At 52.0% G+C, this 24,235-nt stretch carries 25 protein-coding genes; 2 read left to right on the top strand and 23 right to left on the bottom strand.

The window, feature by feature from the left end:
• Positions 1-116: 116 nt before the first annotated feature.
• The 11 genes from ACFODX_RS10800 to ACFODX_RS10750 form a co-directional block, all read right to left on the bottom strand.
• A complete protein-coding gene (locus ACFODX_RS10800) occupies positions 117-1,841 on the bottom strand; it encodes a GH39 family glycosyl hydrolase (RefSeq protein ID WP_378118945.1) in 1,725 nt (574 codons plus the stop codon).
• A 187-nt stretch (positions 1,842-2,028) separates the two neighbouring features.
• Positions 2,029-2,721: a hypothetical protein gene (locus ACFODX_RS10795; RefSeq protein WP_378118943.1), complete on the bottom strand. Its 693-nt coding sequence runs from the start codon at positions 2,719-2,721 to the stop codon at positions 2,029-2,031.
• Positions 2,714-3,553 carry an FTR1 family protein gene (locus tag ACFODX_RS10790; RefSeq protein WP_378118941.1) on the bottom strand — a complete coding sequence of 280 codons (840 nt, stop codon included), beginning with the start codon at positions 3,551-3,553 and terminating at the stop codon, positions 2,714-2,716. The genes ACFODX_RS10795 and ACFODX_RS10790 overlap by 8 nt, the downstream gene beginning before the upstream one ends.
• Position 3,554: 1 nt before the next feature.
• Entirely contained in the window at positions 3,555-3,899 is a 345-nt protein-coding gene (locus ACFODX_RS10785) for a cupredoxin domain-containing protein (RefSeq protein WP_378118939.1), read from the bottom strand.
• Positions 3,883-5,307 (bottom strand): sensor histidine kinase, encoded by a 1,425-nt coding sequence (locus ACFODX_RS10780; protein WP_378118937.1) that lies wholly within the window; start codon positions 5,305-5,307, stop codon positions 3,883-3,885. Before ACFODX_RS10780 ends, ACFODX_RS10785 begins: the two co-directional genes overlap by 17 nt.
• A complete protein-coding gene (locus ACFODX_RS10775; RefSeq protein WP_378118935.1) occupies positions 5,304-5,963 on the bottom strand; it encodes a response regulator in 660 nt (219 codons plus the stop codon). The genes ACFODX_RS10780 and ACFODX_RS10775 overlap by 4 nt, the downstream gene beginning before the upstream one ends.
• A 14-nt stretch (positions 5,964-5,977) precedes the next feature.
• On the bottom strand, positions 5,978-6,649 hold the full coding sequence (locus tag ACFODX_RS10770; protein WP_378118933.1) for a tetratricopeptide repeat protein: 672 nt from the start codon (positions 6,647-6,649) through the stop codon (positions 5,978-5,980).
• 10 nt (positions 6,650-6,659) lie between these two features.
• On the bottom strand, positions 6,660-7,517 hold the full coding sequence (locus ACFODX_RS10765) for an SDR family oxidoreductase (protein ID WP_378118931.1): 858 nt from the start codon (positions 7,515-7,517) through the stop codon (positions 6,660-6,662).
• A 39-nt stretch (positions 7,518-7,556) separates the two neighbouring features.
• The gene (locus tag ACFODX_RS10760) at positions 7,557-8,228 is read right to left on the bottom strand and encodes a TenA family transcriptional regulator (protein WP_378118929.1); all 672 of its coding nucleotides are present in this window, start codon (positions 8,226-8,228) and stop codon (positions 7,557-7,559) included.
• A complete protein-coding gene (locus ACFODX_RS10755) occupies positions 8,215-9,750 on the bottom strand; it encodes an AMP-binding protein (protein WP_378118927.1) in 1,536 nt (511 codons plus the stop codon). Before ACFODX_RS10755 ends, ACFODX_RS10760 begins: the two co-directional genes overlap by 14 nt.
• On the bottom strand, positions 9,743-10,498 hold the full coding sequence (locus ACFODX_RS10750; RefSeq protein WP_378118925.1) for a thermostable hemolysin: 756 nt from the start codon (positions 10,496-10,498) through the stop codon (positions 9,743-9,745). The genes ACFODX_RS10755 and ACFODX_RS10750 overlap by 8 nt, the downstream gene beginning before the upstream one ends.
• 194 nt (positions 10,499-10,692) lie before the next feature.
• Between ACFODX_RS10750 and ACFODX_RS10745 the strand changes: the two genes are divergently transcribed.
• Positions 10,693-11,037, top strand: coding sequence for a zinc ribbon domain-containing protein YjdM (locus ACFODX_RS10745; protein WP_378118923.1), 345 nt, complete (start codon positions 10,693-10,695; stop codon positions 11,035-11,037).
• 211 nt (positions 11,038-11,248) lie between these two features.
• Here the strand turns inward: ACFODX_RS10745 and ACFODX_RS10740 are convergent, their stop codons facing one another.
• The 9 genes from ACFODX_RS10740 to mrcB form a co-directional block, all read right to left on the bottom strand.
• Positions 11,249-11,608: an endonuclease domain-containing protein gene (locus tag ACFODX_RS10740; RefSeq protein ID WP_378118921.1), complete on the bottom strand. Its 360-nt coding sequence runs from the start codon at positions 11,606-11,608 to the stop codon at positions 11,249-11,251.
• A gap of 230 nt (positions 11,609-11,838) precedes the next feature.
• On the bottom strand, positions 11,839-13,428 hold the full coding sequence (locus ACFODX_RS10735; protein ID WP_378118919.1) for an ABC-F family ATPase: 1,590 nt from the start codon (positions 13,426-13,428) through the stop codon (positions 11,839-11,841).
• A gap of 208 nt (positions 13,429-13,636) precedes the next feature.
• Entirely contained in the window at positions 13,637-14,062 is a 426-nt protein-coding gene (locus ACFODX_RS10730) for a phosphate ABC transporter substrate-binding protein (protein ID WP_378118917.1), read from the bottom strand.
• Positions 14,063-14,074: 12 nt separating this feature from the next.
• Positions 14,075-15,211, bottom strand: coding sequence for a DNA topoisomerase IV (locus ACFODX_RS10725; protein ID WP_378118915.1), 1,137 nt, complete (start codon positions 15,209-15,211; stop codon positions 14,075-14,077).
• Between the two features lie 105 nt (positions 15,212-15,316).
• Positions 15,317-16,927 carry a methyl-accepting chemotaxis protein gene (locus tag ACFODX_RS10720; RefSeq protein ID WP_378118913.1) on the bottom strand — a complete coding sequence of 537 codons (1,611 nt, stop codon included), beginning with the start codon at positions 16,925-16,927 and terminating at the stop codon, positions 15,317-15,319.
• Between the two features lie 205 nt (positions 16,928-17,132).
• On the bottom strand, positions 17,133-17,486 hold the full coding sequence (locus ACFODX_RS10715; RefSeq protein WP_378118911.1) for a hypothetical protein: 354 nt from the start codon (positions 17,484-17,486) through the stop codon (positions 17,133-17,135).
• 20 nt (positions 17,487-17,506) lie between these two features.
• Positions 17,507-18,055: an RNA polymerase sigma factor gene (locus tag ACFODX_RS10710; protein WP_378118909.1), complete on the bottom strand. Its 549-nt coding sequence runs from the start codon at positions 18,053-18,055 to the stop codon at positions 17,507-17,509.
• A gap of 6 nt (positions 18,056-18,061) precedes the next feature.
• Positions 18,062-18,808, bottom strand: a complete 747-nt coding sequence (locus ACFODX_RS10705) for a DUF6249 domain-containing protein (RefSeq protein ID WP_378118907.1) — start codon at positions 18,806-18,808, stop codon at positions 18,062-18,064.
• Between the two features lie 136 nt (positions 18,809-18,944).
• Positions 18,945-21,317, bottom strand: a complete 2,373-nt coding sequence (gene mrcB / locus ACFODX_RS10700) for a penicillin-binding protein 1B (protein ID WP_378118905.1) — start codon at positions 21,315-21,317, stop codon at positions 18,945-18,947.
• Positions 21,318-21,476: 159 nt separating this feature from the next.
• Here mrcB and ACFODX_RS10695 point away from each other — a divergent pair, with 159 nt between their 5' ends.
• A complete protein-coding gene (locus ACFODX_RS10695; RefSeq protein ID WP_378118903.1) occupies positions 21,477-22,478 on the top strand; it encodes an adenosine kinase in 1,002 nt (333 codons plus the stop codon).
• Positions 22,479-22,578: 100 nt separating this feature from the next.
• Here ACFODX_RS10695 and ACFODX_RS10690 read toward each other — a convergent pair whose 3' ends face one another.
• The 3 genes from ACFODX_RS10690 to ACFODX_RS10680 form a co-directional block, all read right to left on the bottom strand.
• Positions 22,579-22,755 carry a PLDc N-terminal domain-containing protein gene (locus tag ACFODX_RS10690; RefSeq protein WP_378118901.1) on the bottom strand — a complete coding sequence of 59 codons (177 nt, stop codon included), beginning with the start codon at positions 22,753-22,755 and terminating at the stop codon, positions 22,579-22,581.
• Positions 22,756-22,834: 79 nt separating this feature from the next.
• Positions 22,835-23,395, bottom strand: coding sequence for a TIGR00645 family protein (locus ACFODX_RS10685; protein ID WP_378118899.1), 561 nt, complete (start codon positions 23,393-23,395; stop codon positions 22,835-22,837).
• 85 nt (positions 23,396-23,480) lie between these two features.
• Complete coding sequence (locus ACFODX_RS10680; RefSeq protein WP_378118897.1) at positions 23,481-24,233, bottom strand: HesA/MoeB/ThiF family protein; 753 nt, start codon at positions 24,231-24,233, stop codon at positions 23,481-23,483.
• Between the last annotated feature and the right edge of the window lie 2 nt (positions 24,234-24,235).

Genomic DNA, 24,235 nt, shown 5'->3' with positions numbered 1-24,235 from the left:
CCCCGGATTCTCCCGGGGTTAAACGAAAACCGGCGCCCATGGCGCCGGTTCCGATGACAAACAAACCCCAAGTTAAAACCTGGGGTTTTGCTTTTTTTGAGCCAGGCAAGCCATGCCTAGCGCTTCAACTCAGTGAGCTGGATCAGCGAAATACCCTGACGCGGCAACTGCATGTTTACCGTCACAACCCCGCCCTTAACCGCCAGAGTTTGCGCAGGGCTGAGTTGCGCCAACTCGCTGGCCGCATGCAGCTTGGCTATCTGGCTGGCACTCGGCTGCTGTGGCGACCCCATTTGCTTCCAGGCACTGTAGGAATTACTGTGCTCCTGGTCGATACGATAGTGGGATAAGCGGACACTGCTGGCCGCGACACCTGTGATTTTCAATTCAACCGGCGCGCCTTCGTTAATCACATCGTCGTCGTGATAATTCCAAACCATCACACTGATGGACGACTTATCTGCCGCTGCCAGAGCGTTGATATCGGTTTTAGCTCCACGCACACCGCTGGCGCGAATCGATTGGGCGTTGTAGGCCAAATCACCCGACACCGCGAGGCGATTGCCACGCATCATGCCCAGCATTTTGAACACATTAAGCACCGGTTTATTCACCCCGTTGGTCGCCAGGTCGCGGTAGCCTTCAAACCAGGGTTGGTCTTCAAACTCAAACGACCAGTTCACCGCCCCGAGCAGATTCACTCCGAATTCCTCAGCCAAATCATATTTACGGGCGATAGAGGCAGCGGTGTAACTCGCATAGAGGGTGCCATTGCGATAGGCATTTTCCGGGTTGGTTTTCATGCCGCAGGCAGCACAGCCCTCTGGGTCTGACTCACCGATAATAATCGGAATGTTCTTCAGCTCCGGGTGTTCAGCGACTGCCGCAAAACCATCACTGATATTTTTGAAGTGGGTATTCATGCCCATCTGTACCCGACCATTCACCAATGCCGGCGCACCTTTGGCATGGAAGGCAATAAAGTCCAACGGCGTGCCCACCTTGCCGGTGACATGGTTGGTGCCACGCAGACAGTGCTCAATAAAATTGCGGAAAAACTCACCGCCGCGCGCCGTATGTGGGCCACCCATCCGCGCCGTTGGCAGCGCACGTTTCACCGCAAAATAGGCGTAGTCGTACATTTTAAAAAATTCTTTTTGCACATCCGGCGCAATCAAATAAAAACCATCCGGCTCGTTCCACAGTTCCCAATACCAGCTTTCAACCTCGGCCCTACCATAGCGCTCCACCGAGTGGCTGACCCAAGCGCTGATGAGGTCGGCCCACTTGTCATAATCCTTGGGCGGGTAAGCCCAGCCGGTCATTATCTCCTGATAGGGTTTGCCCGGCGCCCAGCTGTGCTGGTAGGGCTGGGGTTTGGCGGAGAGCGCTTCTGGCATAAAGCCAATTTGCGCTATGGGCTTCATACCGCGCTCGACATAGGCATCAAAAATCTGGTCAACAATCGTCCAGTTGTAGATAGGCTTGCCGTCCTTGTCCTCGGTATACATGTTGGTAGAGCCCCACTTGAGGGCTGCCGTACCATCGCCGGTATTCATCAAGTTATGCACCCGCACGTACACCGGCACTGGACTGAGCGCCGCTATATCACTCAGCAACTTTTTGCCGTCTTTCATGGTGGTGTAGTTGGGCTCGTCGTAGCCAAACCATGCCCAAATCGGAGTGAGCGGGCCTTTTTGGGCCTGCGCATCCACCTGGATTTGCACAGGGTGATGTTGGGATTGAAGCGCCGGTTGATTCGTCGGTTGCGGCCCGGGAGCAGCGGATAACGCGGTCAGCGAAAGGCCACCCAAGAGCGCCATGAGGAGTGTTTGTTTCATTATTGTTTCCTTTGAGTTTTATAAGAATAACTGGCGCAACCGCTATCGATGCCCCGATGGCGGATAGCCAGCACTATAGCCATAATTTGTATGACTATAATATATTCTGAATATACTCAAGGAATTTGTCTGCCAGGTAAAGCGATAAGCTAGGTAAAGGTGAACAACAAACCGGCAGAGCAAAATGCTAAAACTCAAACTCCAATCCCATACGCAGGTTGGTATCCGGGGTTTGTGAATCCAGCGCCAGCAATAGCCCAAACTCCCAGCGCAGTTGTTTGCGCCCACCCAGTTTTTGCACGCCCATTAGCGCCGGGCCAGCGGCCCAGTCCTGATCATCCAGATAGACTTCCAGCGCCGGCTCAAAGGCGGCGGAATAGCGATAGCGAAATTGCGCGCGCAGCGCAGTTTCCACCTCGGCCTCCACATCATCGCCGTATTCGTACTCGACAAACGCGTTGGCCGTGGCCACCCAACGGCTGCCCAGTTCTTTTGCCCAGAGCAGGGCGACCGCCAGTTCGCGCCGGTCTATGTCGCGCGCGCCACCGGCTTCAAACAGCAAACCCCAATCTGCCCAATACTCGCCCTGTTCGGTAATTTGCCATTTGGTTTCAAATTCGTAGCCCTTCAGGGTTTCTCCCTGATGATCCACCAATTCATTCAGCAGATAAACTTCGGTAAAAATCTTGTCGCTCCAGGCGTAACCCACACCCACACGCTGCAGCAATACATCCTCGCCACCCAGGTCGCGCAGGGTTGCGCCGTATTCCAGTTCGCGCTCGCCCTGCTCCACATAAGGCTGGTAAACGCGGGTCATATCCGCGCAGGCCCAGGGCGATAAAAAACTCGCCACCACTACACACCAGAGCGCTTTACGCATTTTGTTTATTCCTCAATTTGTTTACCCAGTGCCAGAGCGCAGCACACAACACCGGCGTAATAGCGGCGCCGTAAAACAGTAATTGCACGGGCGTTGGTTGCGCGTCATAACCCAACAGCGCGTAGAGTAACTCCCCCAACCAGCTCTGCTCAGCCACCAGAAAACTGCTGTCCCATACTGGCCCGGCAGAATCCAACATACCAATTTGCAATAAGGCTTTTGCGATTTGCATGGCCAGCCCACCCGCGAGCAAAGTGATGATGACTAAAAACGTCGGCAGGAAAAAACGCGGGTGCATAAAAATCAAAACATAATAGGTAATAGCGCCCAGGCTCATGCCAATGCCTGTGCCTATTACCGCGCCGATCAGGGCAGACATCAAGGCATCGGGTTGCTGCTGAAAACTGGATAGGTATATCCAAATCTCCGAGCCTTCGCGCATGAGCGACAAACTGACAATCGCCACCAATACTGGCAGCAGCAATAGACGGCGCGGCGGCGCAACCCTGTTATCGGTTGGTGAAAAAGGGGGGGTTAAAAATCTGCCGGGTGACATCAGCCTAGGTAAAAACAACAGCGCGAGGAAAATAAAACCCAGCGCCACCATGGCATACAACAGGGCGTTTAGTATTTCCTGACCGGTGCCATCCAGCGCCTCTGCGATTGCATAGGCGTTATTTGCCAATAACCAGGAACCGGCAACTCCCAACAACAGCGCCCACAGACTCCAGGCCAATGGCAATTGGTATTGCCGGCTCAAGGCCAACAACAGGCTTAACATCAGCGCGGCTTCCAGTACTTCGCGCAGCACCAGCAAAACGGCATCGACCATGTTATTGCTCCACCCGAATGATTCCCTGTGCGGTTTTAGGATTGAACTCGCCAAAAAAAGGATAATTTCCCGGCTTGAGTGGGCCGATAAAAATCGTCGCCCGCGCACCGCCCATAATCACTTTTTCGCGGTTGAGTTCGTAGCTTTCAAATTCTTCCGGCGTTGCATCCTTATTCAGCACCAACAGTTTTATTTTGGTATTGGCGGGCACAACTAATTCCGAGGGATAAAATAAATTCCCGCGAATTTCGATGGTAAAGGTGGGCACATCCGCCTGCAGCAGCGGGCTGATAAATACAGATGCCAAGCCAACCATGACCCCAAGCCTGCTAATTATTTTTTTCATCGGATTCTCCTGCATCACTTGGGTCAAGTTTATTCAATTCGGACGGGCTGTTTATTGCCGGGCGCGGCGCGGCAAGCGCAGCAAAAGTGACCATCACCAACAAGCCCTGCTCAAAACGCGAGGAGGTAAGCGCAATTTGCGCGCCGTGTAACTCCACCACTTGTTGCACAATCGACAACCCCAAACCGCAACCCGGGGTTTGGGAATTGTGGCGATCACCACCCAGCCGATAAAAGCGATCAAACACTCGCGCCTGCTGCTCAACCGGAATACCCGGGCCGTTATCCATCACTTCCAATACCACATCGCGGCCACGCAACCAGGTATTCACTGCAATCATGCCGTTTGGCGGCGTGTATTTAATGGCATTGCCCAACAAATTATTGAGCAGCGACGCCAGCGCCGCAGCGTCACCCAGTACCCAGCAGTCATCGCCATCAAATTCTATTTGATGATTTTTTTGTGCGAGTAAAGCGCTGTAATCCACCACGCAGTGTTTGGCCAACCGGGTCAAATTAACCGGCGCAAACTGCCCCATAAAATGATCCGGCGCGGTGCGGTTCAGCAATAAAATTTGCTCCACCAAATAACTCATGCGCTCTATGCCCAGTTGCAATTTAATGACTGACTCAGGCACGGGTTGTAATTCCTGCAACAAATTTTCGCAGTGGATTTTTAGTGCCGCGAGCGGTGTGCGCAATTCATGGGCGGCATCGCCAGAAAAACGTTTTTCGCGCGCAAAGGAGGCCTCCAAACGGCGCAGCAATTCATTGGCGGATTGGGTTAACTGGGTTAGTTCCTCGGGCATATCCTGCTGCGCTAGCGGGCGTAAATCCGTTGCCTCGCGCTGGCGCAACTCGCTGGCCAGGTGCGCCACAGGCCGCAAACCAATGCCCGTGACCCACCACATAATCAGCGCTAACAAAGGCAGTGCAATAATCATGGGGAATACTGCTTGCAAAATCATGGATTCCGCCAGGCGATAGCGCTGGTCATCGCGCTCCGCCAAAATGTACCAGCTCTGTTTGTCGCTGCTGGGCATCACCAATAGATGCCAGCGATAGTTATTAAAATTGAAATAGCGAAACCCCTCTTGCAGCGGCACCAACACACTGTCTGGCATAGCGGCGGAACGCGCCAGCAGCGCGCCGTTATTATCCAACCATTGAAATTCCAGTGAGGATTCTGCATTGCTGGTGCGCGCCGGAAATTCCAGCGGCTTGCCGGCAACCGCGGCGCTTTTGGGCAGCGCGTAATTTAATAAATCAACTTGCTGCAACAAGCGCTGGTTAAACAACCGCTCGGCTTCATCCATACTCGCCAAATAACCGCGCAGGGCTGCAGCAAAATTGGCCAGTGTCACTATGGCAACCATCAGGATCACCAAAAAGCGGCGAATGGATTTCACGGTTTAGGCACCATGTAACCAATGCCGCGAATGGTGCGAATAAAATCGGCGGGCAATTTTTTACGCAAATTGTGGATGTGCACTTCAATCGCATTACTCGCCACTTCATCGCCCCAGGAATAGAGTTTTGCTTCCAAACTTTCGCGGGTTTGGATCACTCCCACATTTTCCATCAAGGCTTTTAGCAGCATATATTCGCGGCGCGACAGGTTTAACGGCTCACCCGCCAGATTGACCTGATGCTGCGCGGTATTGAGCGCAACGTCATGCAACGTAATCATCGAGGAAGAGGCAGTACCTAAACGCCGCTCCAGAACGCGCAAGCGCGCGAGCAATTCATCCAGAGCAAAGGGTTTGGTGAGGTAGTCGTCGGCGCCTAAATCCAGCCCGGCAACTTTATCGGTGGTGCTATCGCGTGCGGTGAGAATTAATACTTGGGTGCGCAATTTTTTTTGGCGCACTATTTTTAATATATCCAGGCCATCCATATCCGGCAGGCCTAAATCCAACAGCAAAATATCGGGCGGTTCAGCAACAAGATGTGTACACGCCGCTTTACCGGAAGCCAGCCAATTAACGGCAAAGCCAGCGCGTTTGAGCGCGCTGACAATCCCCTCGGCCAACAAACTGTCGTCCTCTACCAACAATAATTGCATCAGTTATCTATCCGTCATAAATGTTGTTTCGCCTTATTCAGGGCGACTTCAATTTCACCCTTGCGCCCGGCATCGGCGGATTCACGACCGGGGCGAGCGGGCGCTTTGAGCGCTGTTTCAAACGCGGCAATCGCTTGCGCATATTGTTTCTGCTCAAGCAGATAATCACCGTAAAAATAATTGGCGTCTATGCCATCGGGATTATAGCTCAAGCCTTTAAGCAGCATCTCTTTGGCTTTTTTGTCATCGCCAAAACCTACCGGCCAGCCGGGCACTTGATAATACAGTGAACCTAAACTGGTGTAGGCAGATCCCTGCAGCGCATCTGGCTGGAGGCTGATCGCGCGTTCAAATAATTTTTTGGCTTGTTTTACCTGATCCAGCGCACCCAGGCCACCTTTGGCACCGGCGTAGGTAGAGCGCACTATGCCTTCCCAAATTAAACTGGGAGCACTTTGGTATTGCGCAGATATTTTTTCCGCTTGCGTCACCAAAGCCGCAAAGGCTTTTTCTTGCTCCGCCTCCGGGGTAGCGTATTTCACTTCTGCCCAGCGGGTTTGCAGCTGGTGAATATCACTGGCTTCATCGGCATAGGTGTTTGTCGCCACTAAGGCAGCGCAAGCAATAAAAAATACCTTTATCGCGGTTGAATAATAATTAATGAGTTGGGCGTTAATTGTTTTCATCATTTCACCTTCAAGATAAACGTGTTGAAATTGTGGCATTGTTAACCGGTGCAACCGCCACTGGTGCAGATTGTGTGTTGGCATAGCGGCGAATAATCGGTAATTGTTTGCGCAGTGCTGCATCGATAATGCGCGGAAAAATACTGTTGATGCGTAAAAATAAACGCTCTGGCCAACCTATATTGCGATCGCGCATTTGTGTTGCTTGCAACATTTTCACTGCAATTGCGGCAACCAGTTCGGGTTCATCCATCGCATTACCCAGGGTGTTATTCATCGCCATAATTGCCGGGCTATTGATTGCCGTGTTAGTTGCACGCGGTGCCAGGTAACCTACTTGAATCTGGCCATCGCTGAGTTCACGGCGCAACGCTTCGCTAAAACCGCGCAGTGCAAATTTACTGGCACAGTAAGCCGCAAACCCGGGATAACCCAAGCCACCAAAACTGGAACCCACGGTGAGTATGCGCCCCTGCTCGCGGTGCAAAAATGGCAACACCAATCGTGTCAATAAAATACTGGCGGTGACATTGGTCGCAATCACCTGCTCTATCGCCTCGGGGCTATTGTCTGTTAAAAAACCAAACAAACTAATGCCGGCGCAGTTGAGCAATACATCGACCGGTTGCGGTAAGGCGAGCAAGGCAGTGCGAATTTTTTCGCGCCCGCCATGGGTTGCAATATCAGCCTCAAGCACAAAACCGTTGTTGGCTTGCAGATCCAATTCCTGCGCTAATTGTTGTAACGCCGGCAGGGTGCGCCCCACCAGAATTAATATTGCGCCCTCGGTGGCCAAACGCCGGGCAATAGCGCGACCTATGCCACCACTGGCGCCCGTTAACAACACAATTTTGCCATGCAGGTTCATAAGCCTTACCTCCCCGTAACAGGTGAATAACGACACTGATCAAGCGGCTTGAGCTTGATGCTGCAACTCAATCGAGCGAAAAATATTGCCGTACAAAGTGAAAAACATTTTGGCGGCGTGCACTATGTCGTCTTTATCTTTTTGCTCAGCCAAGCCATTCATCAACTTGGCAAAAAACACCATGTGTTCCTGATCCAAACTGCCGTGGGAGCGCAAATAGGAAAAGGCTTTATTTGGCAGGCCCAGGTGTTGCTGGATAATATCGGCCGCCTGTGTTGCCAAATTAATACTGGTGCCTTCAAGCACCAACACCATGCCAAAAAATGCCATGGGGTTATTGCGCATCACTGTGTCGTAGGCGTAAGCCACCATCAATTCAGTAGCCGCATTGGGGCGGCCATGACGCACTTTTTCTTTATCCACGCCACAGGCCGCCAGGTCATTTAAAATCCACTCCTGATGGCCCAACTCCTCTTCAATATATTCAGCAATTGCTTCGCGATATTGTTCTTTTTCTGCAGGCAGGCGGCTGCCAACCGCCATTAACAGCGGCACAGTATGTTTAACGTGATGAAAAGCCTCGGTTAAAAAAGCGATGTATTCCTGCAAGCTGAATTGCCCTTGGCCAATGCAGCGCTGGATGATCGGCGCCGACAATAAATATTCACGCTCTGTTGCAGTTTGTTTTTGTAGATCATCAAAAAATGTCATATACAGCTCCAGCGGTGTCATTAGTGGATGGCAAAAGGTTGGGTTGATGTTCGTAGATAGCGGCAATCGCCTGTGTGTAAGCCTGGGCGATTGCCTCGCGACGCAGGCGTCCGTTGTCAGTAAGCATTTGATTGGCAGAAGTAAATGGCGCAGTGGCCACAATGATTTTTTTAACCTGCGCATAATCCGGCAAGTTTTTATTGATGCGCACAATTTCCCCGCGCAACTGCTCCGGGGAAATAGTGGCCGCCGGCACCAGAATCGCACTGCAAAACGCTTGGGCATCGCCCACCAACATGGCTTGCGCAATAGCAGGGCTTAAACAAAGTTCCGCTTCAATCCACTCGGGGGAAATATTGCGCCCGTAACTGGAAATAATTAAATTTTTCACGCGCCCGGTGATAAATAAATAACCCTCATCATCCAGCTCACCCAAATCGCCGGTATTCACCCATTCATCACTGCCGACCGGAAAGTTGAGATAGCCATTAAACGCATTGCCGCGGGTAAAAATAATGCCGTTCTGAATACGCACTTGCACATGCCCCAATGGCTTGCCAACACTGCCGGGTTTATCTATGCCGGGAGCATTTAAACTGACCACGGATGCGCACTCCGACAAACCATAACCTTCATATACCGGAATACCCAGAACGCGCGCTCGCGCAATTAAACTCGCAGGCGTTTTAGCGCCGCCCACTGCAATAAATTTCAGCGCGGAGGGCAAACCAAAACCACGCTCGGCAGCCACCACCAAACCCTGCAATATTTGCGGCAACAGAATCACACTATTGGGTTGATACTGGTGCATGGTTTGTAATAGTTGCGGCAGCGACAATTGTGAACTGCCGGTTAAACCCAATTGGGCGCCGGGCAATACAACAATGGTTTTGCCCAAATACAAAGGCAAATAAACACCGGCGATATTTTCCAGCAGCGTGCTAAAGGGTAAGAGTGTCAGGTGTTGTTGAATTGTGTCGGCGGCACCGGGTGCAGCGTAAATGCGCTCAGCCAAGGCCAGAGTGACATTTTCCAGCGCGGCAGTGGACAGGCAGACACCTTTGGGGGCGCCAGTAGTGCCCGAGGTAAACGTAATTTTTGCAACATCATGTATGCGGGCCGCAGCGCCCGGCTGCGCCAACTTATCCAAATAGATATTGCGCACCGGTGTATTACTGCGCTCACTGACTGCCGTGACCGGCGCTATATCACCGCATACCAACAAACTGGATAACTGCGCTTCCGCTAACAAATGTTGTAATTGCGAGGGCGAAAAAAACCGTGGCAAAGGCACCAGCGTGACGCCGGCTTTCCAGGCAGCCAGATCAGCCACAATCCACTCGATGGAATTTTCACCCCACAAGCCCACGCGACCCAGTTGCTGCGCCATTAACCAATCGCTGAGTTGGTTCAGCCACGCATTTAATTGCGCATAATTAATTTGCTGGTCGGCATTTTTTAGCGCAATCGCCTGCGGTGTGGTGCGCGCTGTATGTTCTATTGCCGCGAGAATTTTATTCATCTGCTTGCTCCATCAAACTTGCGACAGGCAAGGGGTTGGCTTGCAGAAATTGGTTTTTTAATTTTTCAATCGCGCGATTAATCGCTGCAACCGTGGTGCGGTACATGGGGTTTTTGCGTGCGGCCGACAAAGCGGGGCGGTTATCGCCAAACATCACTTGTGGTTGGTGGCTGTAATAACTGCCCCAGCTGGCGCCGCCATCGGCTAAACACGCGGGGTTGGCATCGGCCAATACCATGGGCGAATAATGCAAACGCGCCAACAGCGCTTTTACTTCGCGCGTGCCGGTGAACAGCACATAGTCGTAACCCAAGCGCTCCAACAATTCACCAATCACAATAAACAACAACAAACTGCTGCCTTTCCAGGTGGATACCAAATTGCCGATCTCCACAATTTGTTCACGCGCAACCGTTACGCCCAAACGCTCACTGATGACCTGCTCTATGGGGGCAGACAAATATTGCTCGGCAAATAATTTTCCGCTGGCAGCTGGTGCCAAACCCACAGCAGCAGAAAAATCACCACCGCAGCGAACGCTGAGAATATTGGGTAAAAAATGCGTAACTTCAGCACTGTGGACTTTGGCAAAACGCTGCTGGATATACGCCTCCACTGCACTGCGCTCGGCACTGGTATGGCTGTGCAACTCAAAACGCGGGATACGAAATTGCGGCAGGCGCGGCATATGCCAGGTTTGGCTGGGGGATTCTTGCGCGCTGGTCAGGTCAAGCAGTAGCTCTTTCATAGGGCACCCGGTATTTGGAGTTCTTAGGGTGCAGAATAGAAAAGTAAACTTAAGGAAAAATTAAGGGAATCCAATCTGAATCAAATAACGCGATAGGGATAGTTACTGCTGGCGGTTATACTGCGCGCCCGGTTTACTGTGCCGGCGATGGGAATACTCACCATCGTTAATAAATGCTGCCAAGAGAGCCTGTTATGAGCCAACTCCCACCCTGCCCCAAATGCAATTCCGAATACACCTATGAAGATGGCAGCCTATTGATTTGCCCCGAGTGCGCACATGAGTGGTCGGCCGATGCCGCAACCGCCAGCAGCGACGATGAACAATTTATTGTGCGCGATGCCAACGGCAATTTATTGGCCGAAGGTGATTACGTCACCGTGATTAAAGATTTAAAAATCAAAGGCTCATCATCGGTAGTCAAAGTCGGCACCAAAGTAAAAATTAATCGCCTCGTCGATGGCGACCACGATATCGACTGCAAAATTGATGGCATAGGCGCGATGATGTTGAAGTCGGAGTTTGTGAAGAAGGCTTGACCCCATATTCCACCCCACCCTAGCCCTCCCCTTCACAAAGGGAGGGGACTAAACCCTACCCTAGCCCTCCCCTTGTCAGGGGAGGGGGATGTAAGAGCAACCCCACCCTAACCCTCCCCTTCATAAGGGGAGGGGACTGGAGCTTCGTACAAACTTTATCGCACTGGGAGTCAGCCCCTCCCCCCTTATGAAGGGGGAGGCTGGGTGGGGGTTACTTCAATCGAGCACTAATTACCGCAATCACCCCATCCAAATTATTCATGACCTCGGCATTGGTAAATCGCAAAACGGTTAAACCTAATGCGCGCATAAATTCATCGCGAATGTGATCATAATCTTGCGCAGCATTTTCATAATGGCTGACGCCATCCAGTTCAATCACTAACTTATATTCGGCACAATAAAAATCCGCAATGTAGCGATCAATACCATGTTGCCTGCGAAATTTAACACCGAGTTGTTGATTGCGAATTTTTGCCCAGAGAATTTTTTCCGGTAGAGGCATATTGCTGCGCAATTCTTGGCGCTGTGTTTTTTGTTGTTGAATATTAAAAATTCTTCCGTTTTTCATATTCGCTCCTTGTGTGTGAAAAGATAGAACCACGCCCTTCCGGACTCCCCCAAAAGCGGAGGCAACTAAACCCCACCCTAGTCCTCCCATTCATAAGGGGAGGGATTAAAAGCGACCCCACCCTAACCCTCCCCTTGTCAGGGGAGGGGACTGGAGCTTCGCACAAACTTTATCGCACGGGGAGTCAGCCCCTCCCCCTTACAAAGGGGGAGGCCGGGAGGGGGTTGGGATTACGCGGTATAAATCCCCTGACTACGCAAATAATCTTCATAGTTACCGTGGAAGTCCACAATGCCTGAAGGCTGCATGTCGATGATGCGGGTGGCGAGGGAGGAGACGAATTCCCGGTCGTGGCTGACGAAAATCAGCGTGCCGGGGTAATTTTCCAGTGCGAGGTTTAATGCCTCGATGGATTCCATATCCAAGTGGTTGGTGGGTTCGTCCATGAGCAGCACGTTGGGGTTTACCAAACTGAGTTTGCCAAACAACATGCGGCCTTTTTCACCGCCCGATAAGACTTTCACGTTTTTCTTCACGTCGTCGTTGGAGAACAACATGCGTCCGAGTGCACCGCGCACTAATTGTTCGTCGCCTTTGGTCCACTGTTTCATCCAGTCAAACAAATTGCTGTCGTAGGAAAAATCGGCGGCGTGATCCTGCGCAAAGTAACCAATCTCTGCTTGCTCGGCCCATTTCACTGTGCCGCTGTCGGGTTGTAAATCTCCGTATAAACAGCGCAGCAAAGTGGTTTTACCCGCGCCGTTGGGGCCGATAATCGCAATGCGTTCGCCCGCTTCCACTTGCAGGCTTAAATCGCTAAACAAGGTGCGATCAAAACCTTTGCTCACGGCTTCCAGCGTCACTGCCTGGCGATGCAACTTTTTGTTTTGCACAAATTTAATGTAGGGGCTGACACGGCTTGAGGGCTTGATGTCATCCAGTTGGATTTTTTCAATTTGTTTGGCGCGCGAGGTAGCCTGTTTGGCTTTGGAGGCGTTGGCGGAGAAGCGGCTCACAAAGGTTTGCAGCTCGGCGATTTGCGCTTTTTTCTTGGCATTTTCGTTTAATAATTTTTCGCGCGCCTGGGTGGACGCCATCATGTAGTCGTCGTAGTTGCCGGGGTAAACGCGCAGCTCGCCGTAGTCCAGATCTGCCATGTGGGTGCACACCGCATTCAAAAAGTGGCGGTCGTGCGAAATGATAATAATGGTGCTGTTGCGCTGGGTGAGCATGCCTTCCAACCAGCGAATGGTGTTGATGTCCAGGTTGTTGGTGGGTTCGTCCAACAGCAGTACATCCGGGTCAGAAAACAGGGCTTGCGCGAGCAAGACGCGCAGTTTCCAGCCGGGTGCCACTGCACTCATGGGGCCAAAATGTTGTTCGATAGGGATATCCAACCCCAGCAATAATTCGCCGGCGCGTGATTCAGCGGTGTAGCCGTCCATTTCGGCAAAGGCGACTTCCAATTCAGCGACACGCATGCCGTCCGCTTCGCTCATTTCCGGCAACGCATAAATACGGTCGCGCTCGGCTTTAATTTCCCAGAGTTCGGTGTGCCCCATGATCACGGTATCCACCACCGAGAATTCCTCGTAGGCGAATTGATCCTGTTTCAATTTACCCAAACGCACGTTCGGCTCCAGCATCACCTGCCCGGCCGATGGCTCCAAATCGCCCCCCAGAATTTTCATGAAGGTGGATTTACCACAGCCATTGGCGCCGATCAGGCCATAGCGATTGCTGTTGTTAAATTTGACCGAAACATTTTCAAAAAGCGGTTTGGCACCAAATTGCATGGTGATATTGGCGGTGGAGATCACGGGTAATTTCTCTGCGACTGTGCGACTAAATAGGGGTAACCGGCGGCTACTGGGGTGAAAAAGGCGCGCATTTTAGCCTAAATGGAGGCAAACAGGGCCTAAACCCTCCATTAAGCCAATAAAAAAGCCCGCATAGCGCGGGCTTTTTAGCAGTGCGAGTAGTTTTACAGGGCTTTCTTTACGGGTTAATGGGGCTTCCGCCAGAGGCTTAGGGCACCTTAAAAACGACCTTTACCGAGGCATCCACTGCACTGGCGTCGATATAGCCGATCATATTGGCATTGGCCGCCACCAGCGCTTTCACGCCGGCATCATCGCCACCGTCTTTGGGGGGCGTGCCTTTACCGGTAAATACCAGTTGCGACCAATAGGCTTTGTATTGGCTGGCATTTTTCTTACACACGGCCACATTGAATGCTTCCCGCGCGGCCGCGCCTTCATTTTGGTTGATAGGAACTGCTTGTGCACCATTGGGAAAACTTTTGCTTTTGCCGAGGAAAAGACGCGCTATGTCGTCCTCCGTCAGCGAATCAAAAGCGGCCGAGGGGTGCACTATCACTGCCACTTCTGCCGCACACACCAGAGGCATTAACATTGCGCAGCTAACCACCAGCGAACTGAATAATTTTTTCATGGAATCGCCCCCTTAAAACACGGTTTGCACAGCAACGGAATAGACTTTTTGATCGCCTCTGACCTCATCGTCTACATCGTCAATTTGCAATTTCAGCGCAACCCCCGAGGCGACATCCCAACGGGTTCCCAATGAAATAACATCGCGTTTATCGGCTTGCGCCTCAGCAATCGCATTTAAGGTTCCAATCAACACCGCCGTTTGGGGCGCGGCGGGAATGCCTTCGGCAAGGTTCACTGCCTCATCATCGGCTCGCGCTGCCGTGAGGTGAAATAGCCAAGCTCCTGCGCGCACACCACCCATCACATATTCGCGTACATTTTTTGCGAACAGAGAGTTCTCCGGCTCAAATTCCACGTGTTCTGCCGCTGCCACAAAACGCCCGGTATCTATAGTGAAACCAATTTGGGTAAAGCTGGCTTTATCCTCCTCGACCAACACCCGCGGCGCCACAAAACTGAATTGCGCTGGCAAACTTCCAAGGAATTGCCCCAGGGTTAACCCAGAGGTTGGATCAAGAATAGCGCCGTTCACATTTACGCTTAAATCGGTTTCATGATAAGCCGCACGCAGTGTCCACCAATCTTTACCCAGGGTTGCTGCCACCCCCATTTGGTTGCGGGTTTTAGCCTCGGTGGTGACACCGTCCAAATTAAATTCATCATCAAAACTGCCAAAATATACTTGTAGGCTAGTGTCAAAAATGCCCAGGGTTTGGGTGGTGTATAGGTCTATACCATCCACATTGTTAAACGGCAGGTAATAAACCTCACTCGGTGGTGTGATCCAACCGTAGCTATAGCCAACATCAAGAAAATCGGAATAAATGTAGAAGGGTGTACGCAAGCGACCGCCGCGCAATTTAATATTATCGCTCGCCTGCCAGGTTAAATATGCCCACTCGGCATTCACTTCATAGCTGTCATTTTTGCGCGCAATTAATTGGGCTGTTGCCGATACTTTTTCATTGACTTGCCCGGTTACTTGCAAACCCAGCAAGCTGCGATCAAAGGTCAGATCCTCTTCATAACCGCCGTAATTTGCGCCGGTTTCATTGTCGTCATCCACCATGCCGCCGCCCACGGAAAGGAAGCCGGAAATATTTAAATCTGCTGCCTGTACCCCGGGTATCGCAAGGGCAATTAACATAGCGGCAGCCAGCGAATTTCTTTTAAAACTTGAGCTGTGTTTTAGCATCGATTTCTCACTCCTGATTGTTAACACTTCCTGTGTTTGTATTCCTTGAAAAATAAATTACACGCGGAATTGGCTGGCGATTTTGTGCAATTCCTGACTGATGTGGTCTATGTCGCGGCTCACCTCATCCAATTCATTGGTGCTGCTGGTAACCAGTTGGGTGTTGTGATAAATCCCGTTGACATGCTCGGACACCTGCGCAAATGTCAGGGTTTGTTCATGGGTAGCAGCGGCGATTTTTTCATTAATACTGCTGATGTTATCGACATTATTTAAAATGGAATTGAGCACTTCACCCGAGGCTGTTGTAGCCTCCACACCGCGATTAGCGCGCTCCACACTGCCCTGCATAGCGGTGACCGCACTCGCTGATACGCTGCGCAATTCGCCAATCACTTTATGAATTTCTTCGGTTGCCTGGCGGGTGCGCACCGCAAGCCCGCGCACTTCATCGGCCACTACCGCAAAACCGCGCCCGTGTTCACCGGCGCGCGCCGCTTCAATAGCAGCATTCAAGGCCAGTAAATTCGTTTGCTCCGCCACGTTTTGAATGGTGTTTAACAAGCTGCCAACATCGGCAGAAAATTCTTCAAAACGGTTTACCACACTCGCTGCGCTGCGCACTTCCTCAGCCAAAGTGCTAATCGTTGTTACATTCGTAGTCAGGGTTTCTTTCCCGCGTGCGGCGGCTGAGCTGGCGTCTTGTGCTTGCAGTGAAGCATTGTCGGCAAATTTTGCGATTTCATTGACGGTTTGCAATAAATCATCAATGGAGCTGCGCATCGCCGATATAGCATCGGCCTGATCGTTAATACGCAGCAAATTTTGGCTGCTGGAATTGGTTAAGCGGCTGGCCACTTGTGCAAGTGCACCTACATCCTGACTGACATTGCCAAACGCGCCGTGCAGTTTTTCTACAAACGCATTAAAAAAACGCACCAGATCGCGAATCTCATCATCGCCGGCATAATGAATACGCTTGGTTAAATCACCTGCACCAGAAGACATTTCTTTGAGTGATGCTGTCACTTCATTAATGCTGGACGTAATGGAGCGGCTAATCACCAAACTGATTGCAATCAGCGCCACAACTGCACAAACCGCAATCGCCAATGCAATTTGTGCAGCGGCTTGTGATGATTCAACCGTCTCACTAATGGATTCATTAAACCGTTTAGCCGTTTCACTTTTCATGGTCGCCAATGAGTCGCGCAGGTTTTGCAAACGCTCGGCATTGGCTGCCGCTTCTGCACCCACTTGTTCAAGGTCAACCGTGCTATCAATAAAACTTTGTGCGATACGTGTGGCAGTGGTGTACCAGGTTTGTAATTGGTCATCGATAACTTTTACCTGGCTGGATAAATCACTACTCAGGCTGGAAAGTTGTGCGAGATTTTTGCGAATTTGTTCGTAGTGCGCGGCTGAATCTGCCAGCACCTGCGCATCACCGGTAGTAACCGAACTGTTGATTTGCTGCTCCATTAACAACAGCGAACCTAAATTAACAGTGGTCAATTCCAATGTCGGATAAATACGTTTTTCTACTTCCGCTAAACGGCTACTGTTGGCGCGCTCAACCCACAGTGAATACACCTGACTGATGACAAATCCAAGCAGAGCAATGCTAACCAGCAGCATCAGCTTTTTAGCAATGGTGAAGCGAAGCATTGGTATCCCCAAGAAATATAGTTATGCACTTGTTTATAGCAGCGGCATTTGTGTTGTGCAAAAAAACGCCAAAGGAATTTTTCCAATATTTTCAATTGTTTCTGACGATAATATTTTTTGACGCTTAAAAAAAAACGCCTAATCACTTTTGGTGATTAGGCGTTTTAACAACAAGGCCTGGCGATACAATTAAATCAAGACAGCGTCAGCTATCGCTGTTAAGAATCCACGCGACGGGGGCGACCACCAAGGCAAAAAATATTGCAATCGCAATACTGATCAAACTGGTCATATCCAGCAGTAAAAACCAGGCGTAAACCGGCTGTACCAGGTCGCGCCAAGGCAAGTGACGCAATACCAAAAAGGCAATTATCGCGACCGGCAGGGCGATAAGTGCTTTTTCCAGCCAAGGCTTGAGCGGTTTTTGTGCCGGCAGGGAGGCCATCACCTGGGCAGCAAAACCATTGTCGTCTATGTAATTGCTGTGCAATTGCTGGCGAAGAAAGTTATCGAAGGGATCTTCGCGATTCATGTGTTGTTTCAACTCATTGTCATTCATCGTCAACCTCACTTGGCTGGTTAGTGCGGCAAGGCATCCTGCCAGGATGCCAAAAGGCTTTGCAGCTTGGTTTTGCCGCGCGCTATGTGGGTTTTTACGGTACCGAGAGGAATACCCATAATACTCGCCGCTTCCTCATGGGAGAAGCCGTCCTCGTAACAGAGGCGAATGGCTAACTGCTGGCCCGCGCTCAGGCTTTGCATGGCGGCCTCCACGTCTTTTTGTGCATGGAATTGTTTTACGCTGCACTGCTCTGCTTCGATTTCCTCGTTTTCATCCAGTTCACACCATTCTATTTTTTTGGCGCGCCAGCGATTCGCCGCAATATTAAAGGCGATGCGATACAGCCAGGTGGAGAACTTGGCCTCTGCACGAAACGCACCCAGCGCGGCGTAGGCCTTCATAAAGGTCTCCTGCGCCAAATCGTCTGCGAGGTGGGTGTCGCCGTTGCACAGGCGCCGCGCCCAGATACGCAAGGCCGACTGGTACCGCAGGACCAGCTGCGCGAAGGCGTGCTGATCCCGGCGGTTTACCACCCGCGCAATTAATTCCTGATCGGAAAGGGACATTGCCGTTTAGTCCTGCTGCTCAACCTGTGGTGCAAGCGACTGCCCGGCTTTGGGCTGGTTCAGGTACCAAATCAATACTTGGGATACACCCAAGGCAATCCAGATAAACGCCAGCGAGCCTACATCAAAGCCCACCATAATGGTCAGGAATAGGAACCACCCGGCGCCCAGACAAATGTTGCGAATACCTTTGCTGCGGTTGCCGTTATCGTCGGCGCCTTTGGGTTCATCGCCACGCAGCAGCTCCACCGGGATATCGCGGCCGGCGGCAAGTAATTTATCGATATTGTTGTTGATGTTCTGCTGGCGCAGTTGGCGATAGTGGTAGCGCTTGGAGATCAAATAACAAATCAGGAAAACCGGGCCGCCAAAAATGAAAATCACTGCAAATAGCGGAATCAGCACGGCCGTTTGGACGGCGTCTTCATAATCATTTTGCTGATGGCCGCCAAAAGCCCCTTTCAGACCGGCCTCCAGCTCCCGTTCCCAATCGCCGTGTTGCGGATGATGCGGCGGTTCTGGGGCTACCGGGGGCGCAGCGGGCGATGGCGCAACTTCTGCCGGCAGGGTCGCAGCAGCAGCGGAAGCTTGGCTGTCGCTACTGGCCTGAAGCGCCGGGGAATCGATGGGAACGACTGTGCCCTCCAGCTCCGCTGCCTGTGCAGAAAAAGCATGGGCCAGGGGCATAAACCCGACTAGCGTGACGCCGGCTATGGCCAACAGGCGATATGCGACGCGAGGAAATAATGTCATGGGAAAAACCTCTCAGGAAAAATCCGGGCAGGATAATCATATTTGCCCCCAACTCACTCACTAGGACACAGTCTAGCGAGCGCCGGATTCACCTGAGTGATTTATTTTTTTAGGCGCCATCGCCCGCCAATAATGACTAGTTGACCAAACGCTGCCAGAAATTTTTAACCGGATTATTGCTGTTGGGCAGCAGGCAGCTGGCCGACTCTTGCGGGCGGGCGTCGTCGCGCAGCGGCAGCCAAACAGCGCCTATACAGCCTTCGGCACTGAGCTTGCCGCTGGCGCCATCCAACCAATCAAAACTCACACCCGGTGGCGGTTCCTGCGGCAAGCTCTGGCTGGGCAACTGTTTCATAAACTCAGTCCACACCTGCAGGGCGCCGCCAGCGCCGCTCAGCGGGGTGGCGCTGTTGTCATCGCGCCCGAGCCAGACCACCGCCAGGTGCTCACCGCTGTAGCCAGCAAACCAGCTGTCGCGCTGCTCGTTAGTCGTGCCGGTTTTACCCGCCACTTCAAGGCTTGCCGGCAACTGGTTGTAGGCACTGCGCCCGGTTCCTTCGCGCATGGTGCGCTGCATGGCGTACTGCAGCTGGAAGATGGTTTCGGTGTCAAAACGCTGCTCCAGCTGCAGCGGGTAGCGCTTGAGCGGCTTGCCATCCGCCGCCAGCACTTCGCGAATCGCATTCAGCGGGGTGTAAACACCTTCCGCGGCGAGGGTGTGATAAATCCCGGCCACTTCCAGCGGCGACATCTCCACCGAACCTAACAGCATGGCCGGTAGTGCTGGCACATCGCCCGCGTAACCGGCGCGCTTGACCACCTGGGCGACTGTATCCAGCCCGAGGGTCATACCAAGGCGCGCAGTGGCCTGGTTGTAGGAGAAGGCCAGCGCCTTGTAGAGCGGGATATCGCCGTGGTTTTGTTTATCGGCATTTTGTGGCGCCCACCATTTGCCACCGGATTTGTAACTCACCGGGTCGTCGCTCACCGTGGTCGCCAGATGGTATTTCTGGGGTTGCTCCAGCGCCGCGAGGAAGACAAAAGGCTTCATTAGCGAGCCAATCTGGCGCTTGGCATCCAGCGCGCGGTTAAAGCCCACAAAGCGCGGGTTGCGATCCCCCAGCAGTGCCAGGATCTCGCCACCGCCGACCGAGGTCACCACCATACTGGCTTGTACATTTTTGGTTTTGAAACGCTTTTCCAATTCCGGCAGGCGCGCCTGCATAGCGCGCTCAGCCTGACGCTGCACCATGGGCGACAGGCTGGTAAAAATCCGCAGGCCTTCGCTGCGCAGATCCTCTTCGTTGTAGTCCTGATTCAGCTGGCGTTTGACCAGCTCCATAAACGCGGGATAAGTCGTGGTGCGCGATTCACCCTCGGCCACTATGCCGAGCGGTGCCGCCTGGGCGCGCTTGAGTTGCGCCGCATCGATCAACCCCTCTTGATGCATTACCCCCAACACCACATTGCGCCGGGCCTTGGCGCGCTCAGGATTGCGCCAGGGGTTGTAGTAGGAGGCACCTTTGACCAACCCAACCAGCAGCGCCAGTTCATGGGTATCCAGCTCGCGCAATGGCTTGCGGAAATAATGCTGGGCGCCCAGCGCAAAACCATTAATCGAGCGCGCACCGCTTTGGCCTAAAAACACTTCATTGATGTAAGTTTCCAGAATCTCGGATTTGCTGTAATGCACCTCCAGCAAGATCGCCATAATCGCTTCCGGAATTTTGCGGCGCAGCAGACTCTGCTCATTAGTGAGGTAAAAGTTTTTCACCAATTGCTGGGTGATGGTACTACCGCCCTGCACCACCCCGCCGCTGGTGGTATTCACCCAGGCCGCGCGCAAAATCGCCAAGGGCGATACGCCGCGATGATCGAGGAAATGTTTGTCCTCCACCGCCAGCAGCGTCTCGCCCAACAGCGGAGGCAGGTCAGCCAGACGCACCAGCAGGCGATCCTCTTTATCGGCCGGATAAAAGCCGCCAATCTCTTCCGGCTCCAAACGTACCAGCGGTAAATCGCCACCCGCCAAATTGATAAGCCCCTGCACACTGCCATTGGCAACGCGCAGCATAAATTTTTGCGCAGGTTCGGTTTTATCCCAAAAATTAAAACCGCGGCTGTGGATGTGGTAAGTCACCTCATTGGAGCCAGCGCTCACTTTTTTAACCACCTGCCCCGGCGCGTTAATATTGCCCTCAAAGCGATACCCCAGCGCGCGTAGCTCCTGCTCAAATAACACCGGCGACAGCGATTGCCCCAAATACAATTCCAGCGGGCGCGCATAAACTCGCGCCGGCAGCGACCACTTTTTGCCCTCAAATTTGGAGCGCACAACCGAATCCAGATAGAGCGTCCACACCCCCAGCAGGGCGACTAACAGCAACAGGCCGTAGACAATCCAAATACGTGCCAAAGCCCAGGTTGTACGCCGGCTGGAGGATTTGGCGCGGCCCTTGTTTGAACGGCTGGAGCTGGAGCGACTGGTGCTAACACGGCGTTTGGTCATGGGGAGAATCTTAGAAATAGAGGGGCTAAAAATTTGTGCGCAAGTTTAACTGCCACCCCCGCTGAATGCGAGACAAAGGGCAAGCGCTTTATAGCGCGAATTGAATTTTGCATAATGCCGCCGGTTTTCACTTTACATTCACTCCTCCAAGGCATTCACATGAGCAAGCAATATCATATCTACGGCATAGGCGCCGCGCTGGTCGATACCGAAATCACCCTCACCGATACCGACCTCACCCGCATGGCCGTTGCCAAAGGTGTGATGACGCTGGTGGACGAAGCGCGCCAGAAAGATCTCATCGAATACCTGAGCGATCATCTGGTAGCCTCCCATCGCGCCAGCGGTGGCTCCGCCGCAAATACCATCATCGCTGCCAGCTATTTTGGCTGTGACAATTTTTACTCCTGCAAAGTCGCTAATGACGACAATGGCGCGTTTTACTTAAATGATATTCACGCCGCCGGCGTAAAAACCCCAAGCCATATCACGCCGCCCGCGGGTATTACCGGCAAATGTCTGGTGATGATTACCCCCGATGCCGAGCGCACCATGAATACTTTCCTCGGCATTAGCGAAACCCTCTCGGTTGACGAATTGGATCTCGATGCCATTGCCCAATCGCATTACGTTTACATCGAAGGCTATTTGGTCAGCTCCATGAGCGGGCGCGCCGCCGCGATTGAGTTGCGCAAGCAAGCCGAAGCCAACAACACCAAAACGGCACTGAGCTTATCCGACCCGGCGATGGTGCAATTTTTCTATGACGGGCTGGTGGAAATGATTGGTGAGGGCGTGGATTTAATTTTTTGCAATCGCGATGAAGCCATAGGTTTTACCAAAACCCATAACCTGGAAGACGCCTGCATGGCGCTGAAAAAATACTGCAAACAATTCGCCATCACCTGCGGCGCCGAAGGCGCGCTGGTATTTGATGGCAATGAATTAATCCAAGTGCCCGGCGCAAAAACGACTCCGGTGGACACCAATGGTGCCGGCGATATGTTTGCCGGTGCATTTTTGTATGCCATCAATCAAGGGAGAAACTTCAAGGCCGCCGCAGAGTTTGCCAACCATGCAGCAGCCAAAGTCGTTTCACAATTTGGCCCGCGGTTACAACCGCAACAACATGCGGAATTAAAGAAAGGATTTTTTAATTAGTTTTTGTTTTTTGAAAATGGCAGGCCAGGATTCGCCTGCCAATCACAACTGCACCAGCTATACCCGAGCGGCTACTGCAGTAGGTCGGTTAACCCGGATTTTATTTGGGGCCAAATAAAAACCACAAAATAAAACCCAACAAAGGCAAGAGCAACAACACCACAATCCAAATCACTTTAGCGCCGGTGCTGGCGCGACTCTGGGTAGTTTTCACAATCGCATAAACCACACAGATCAGCAGAACAAGCCCTAAAAAACCACCGACTTCAACGTTCATAAACCGCTCCTATTGTATAAATTCATGCGCCATCAAACTAGCATAGGCCAAGACGTGGAGTAACGCACTGCGCAAAAAATCAATGACCGTTTTTATTGGCTGAACTTACTTTTTGCATTAGCCAATCGGTGTAGGCAATACCTATGGCGGAGAAAATAAAGGTCATGTGAATGATGGTTTGCCACATCACGCCTTCTTCGGTGAACTTCGCACCGGGCATACCAATATTGCCGGCTTCAATAAAGGTTTTTAATAAATGGATTGAGGAGATACCGATAATCGCCATCGCCAGTTTTACTTTGAGCACAGTGGCATTTACATGGCTGAGCCATTCAGGTTGATCCGGGTGACCGTCCAAACGCAGGCGCGATACAAACGTTTCATAACCGCCAACGATCACCATCACTAACAAGTTTGAAATCATCACCACGTCAATCAGACCCAACACGATCAACATGATGGTCTGTTCACTTAATGAATTAACATCAAGTACCAAGTGTGTAAGTTCTTTCAGGAAGAGAAATACGTAGGCGCATTGGGCAATAATCAAACCTAGGTAAAGCGGTAGTTGTAGCCAGCGCGAACCAAAAATCAGTGTGGGGAAAAAACCGGTTTTGTAGGCAGAAGGAACGTCGCTCATCAGAACACCTTTAAGTGAGTAAATGTAAATGGAGTAAGCTGTGGATGGCGCCAATATAAAGGCACCATTGCAAAAAACAAGTTATTTACACAGGTGCGGAATGAGCACATACCGGGCACTGCGGATCTTTAGGTAAAGCCAGTTCGCGCCACTGACTGTGGCGCGCATCCAATAGCAATAAACGCCCGGCGAGGGTCGTACCAAAACCGCAAATTAATTTAATTGTTTCCAGTGCTTGCATGGAGCCGATAATGCCCACCAGCGGCGCGAGCACACCATTGGCTGCGCAGGTTAAATCATCGCTGTCCTCTGCATATAAACAGCGATAACAGGGTGCAGTTGCCGAGCGTGAATCGAATACCGCTACCTGCCCTTCCAGGCGAATAGCGGCACCGGAAACGAGCGGCACTTTTGCCGCAACACAGGCGGCATTAATCGCAAAGCGCGTGGCAAAATTATCAGTGCAATCAACGACAACATGGGCACTCGCGATTTGTTCGGCAAGATTTTCTGCATCTAAAACCTGTTCGATGCAATCAACCCGCACCTCGGGATTTAATTCGCGTAACGCCTGCGCCGCCGATACCGCTTTGTTCATCCCCAGTCGCGCACCAGTATGCACAATCTGGCGTTGCAAATTGGTTAAATCCACCGCGTCAAAATCGGCCAGCACTAAATGGCCAACACCGGCAGCGGCGAGGTACATAGCAACCGGAGAGCCCAAACCGCCCAGACCGATAATCAACACCCGCGCGGCCAATAATTTTTCCTGCCCGTCCAGATCCACATCCGGCAACATAATCTGACGCGAGTAGCGCAGCAGTTGTTCGTCGTTCATGA

It is taken from the genome of Cellvibrio fontiphilus, from assembly GCF_042646205.1.
Classification (GTDB): Bacteria; Pseudomonadota; Gammaproteobacteria; order Pseudomonadales; family Cellvibrionaceae; genus Cellvibrio; species Cellvibrio fontiphilus_A.
Note: the sequence above shows the minus strand (reverse complement) of the source record. Positions and strands in the feature narration are given on the sequence as shown.

Coding starts and splice junctions, on each gene's coding strand:
- ACFODX_RS10730 (WP_378118917.1), bottom strand. CDS start 14,062: ATGAAAAAATTATTCAGTTCGCTGGTGGTTAGCTGCGCAATGTTAATG.
- ACFODX_RS10775 (WP_378118935.1), bottom strand. CDS start 5,963: ATGCAATTATTGTTGGTAGAGGACGACAGTTTGTTGGCCGAGGGGATT.
- ACFODX_RS10705 (WP_378118907.1), bottom strand. CDS start 18,808: ATGACATTATTTCCTCGCGTCGCATATCGCCTGTTGGCCATAGCCGGC.
- ACFODX_RS10790 (WP_378118941.1), bottom strand. CDS start 3,553: ATGGTCGATGCCGTTTTGCTGGTGCTGCGCGAAGTACTGGAAGCCGCG.
- ACFODX_RS10715 (WP_378118911.1), bottom strand. CDS start 17,486: ATGAATGACAATGAGTTGAAACAACACATGAATCGCGAAGATCCCTTC.
- ACFODX_RS10795 (WP_378118943.1), bottom strand. CDS start 2,721: ATGCGTAAAGCGCTCTGGTGTGTAGTGGTGGCGAGTTTTTTATCGCCC.
- ACFODX_RS10765 (WP_378118931.1), bottom strand. CDS start 7,517: ATGAACCTGCATGGCAAAATTGTGTTGTTAACGGGCGCCAGTGGTGGC.
- ACFODX_RS10750 (WP_378118925.1), bottom strand. CDS start 10,498: ATGAAAGAGCTACTGCTTGACCTGACCAGCGCGCAAGAATCCCCCAGC.
- ACFODX_RS10695 (WP_378118903.1), top strand. CDS start 21,477: ATGAGCAAGCAATATCATATCTACGGCATAGGCGCCGCGCTGGTCGAT.
- ACFODX_RS10755 (WP_378118927.1), bottom strand. CDS start 9,750: ATGAATAAAATTCTCGCGGCAATAGAACATACAGCGCGCACCACACCG.
- ACFODX_RS10685 (WP_378118899.1), bottom strand. CDS start 23,395: ATGAGCGACGTTCCTTCTGCCTACAAAACCGGTTTTTTCCCCACACTG.
- ACFODX_RS10710 (WP_378118909.1), bottom strand. CDS start 18,055: ATGTCCCTTTCCGATCAGGAATTAATTGCGCGGGTGGTAAACCGCCGG.
- ACFODX_RS10800 (WP_378118945.1), bottom strand. CDS start 1,841: ATGAAACAAACACTCCTCATGGCGCTCTTGGGTGGCCTTTCGCTGACC.
- ACFODX_RS10720 (WP_378118913.1), bottom strand. CDS start 16,927: ATGCTTCGCTTCACCATTGCTAAAAAGCTGATGCTGCTGGTTAGCATT.
- ACFODX_RS10680 (WP_378118897.1), bottom strand. CDS start 24,233: ATGAACGACGAACAACTGCTGCGCTACTCGCGTCAGATTATGTTGCCG.
- mrcB (WP_378118905.1), bottom strand. CDS start 21,317: ATGACCAAACGCCGTGTTAGCACCAGTCGCTCCAGCTCCAGCCGTTCA.
- ACFODX_RS10690 (WP_378118901.1), bottom strand. CDS start 22,755: ATGAACGTTGAAGTCGGTGGTTTTTTAGGGCTTGTTCTGCTGATCTGT.
- ACFODX_RS10740 (WP_378118921.1), bottom strand. CDS start 11,608: ATGAAAAACGGAAGAATTTTTAATATTCAACAACAAAAAACACAGCGC.
- ACFODX_RS10770 (WP_378118933.1), bottom strand. CDS start 6,649: ATGAAAACAATTAACGCCCAACTCATTAATTATTATTCAACCGCGATA.
- ACFODX_RS10725 (WP_378118915.1), bottom strand. CDS start 15,211: ATGTTAATTGCCCTTGCGATACCCGGGGTACAGGCAGCAGATTTAAAT.
- ACFODX_RS10745 (WP_378118923.1), top strand. CDS start 10,693: ATGAGCCAACTCCCACCCTGCCCCAAATGCAATTCCGAATACACCTAT.
- ACFODX_RS10760 (WP_378118929.1), bottom strand. CDS start 8,228: ATGACATTTTTTGATGATCTACAAAAACAAACTGCAACAGAGCGTGAA.
- ACFODX_RS10785 (WP_378118939.1), bottom strand. CDS start 3,899: ATGAAAAAAATAATTAGCAGGCTTGGGGTCATGGTTGGCTTGGCATCT.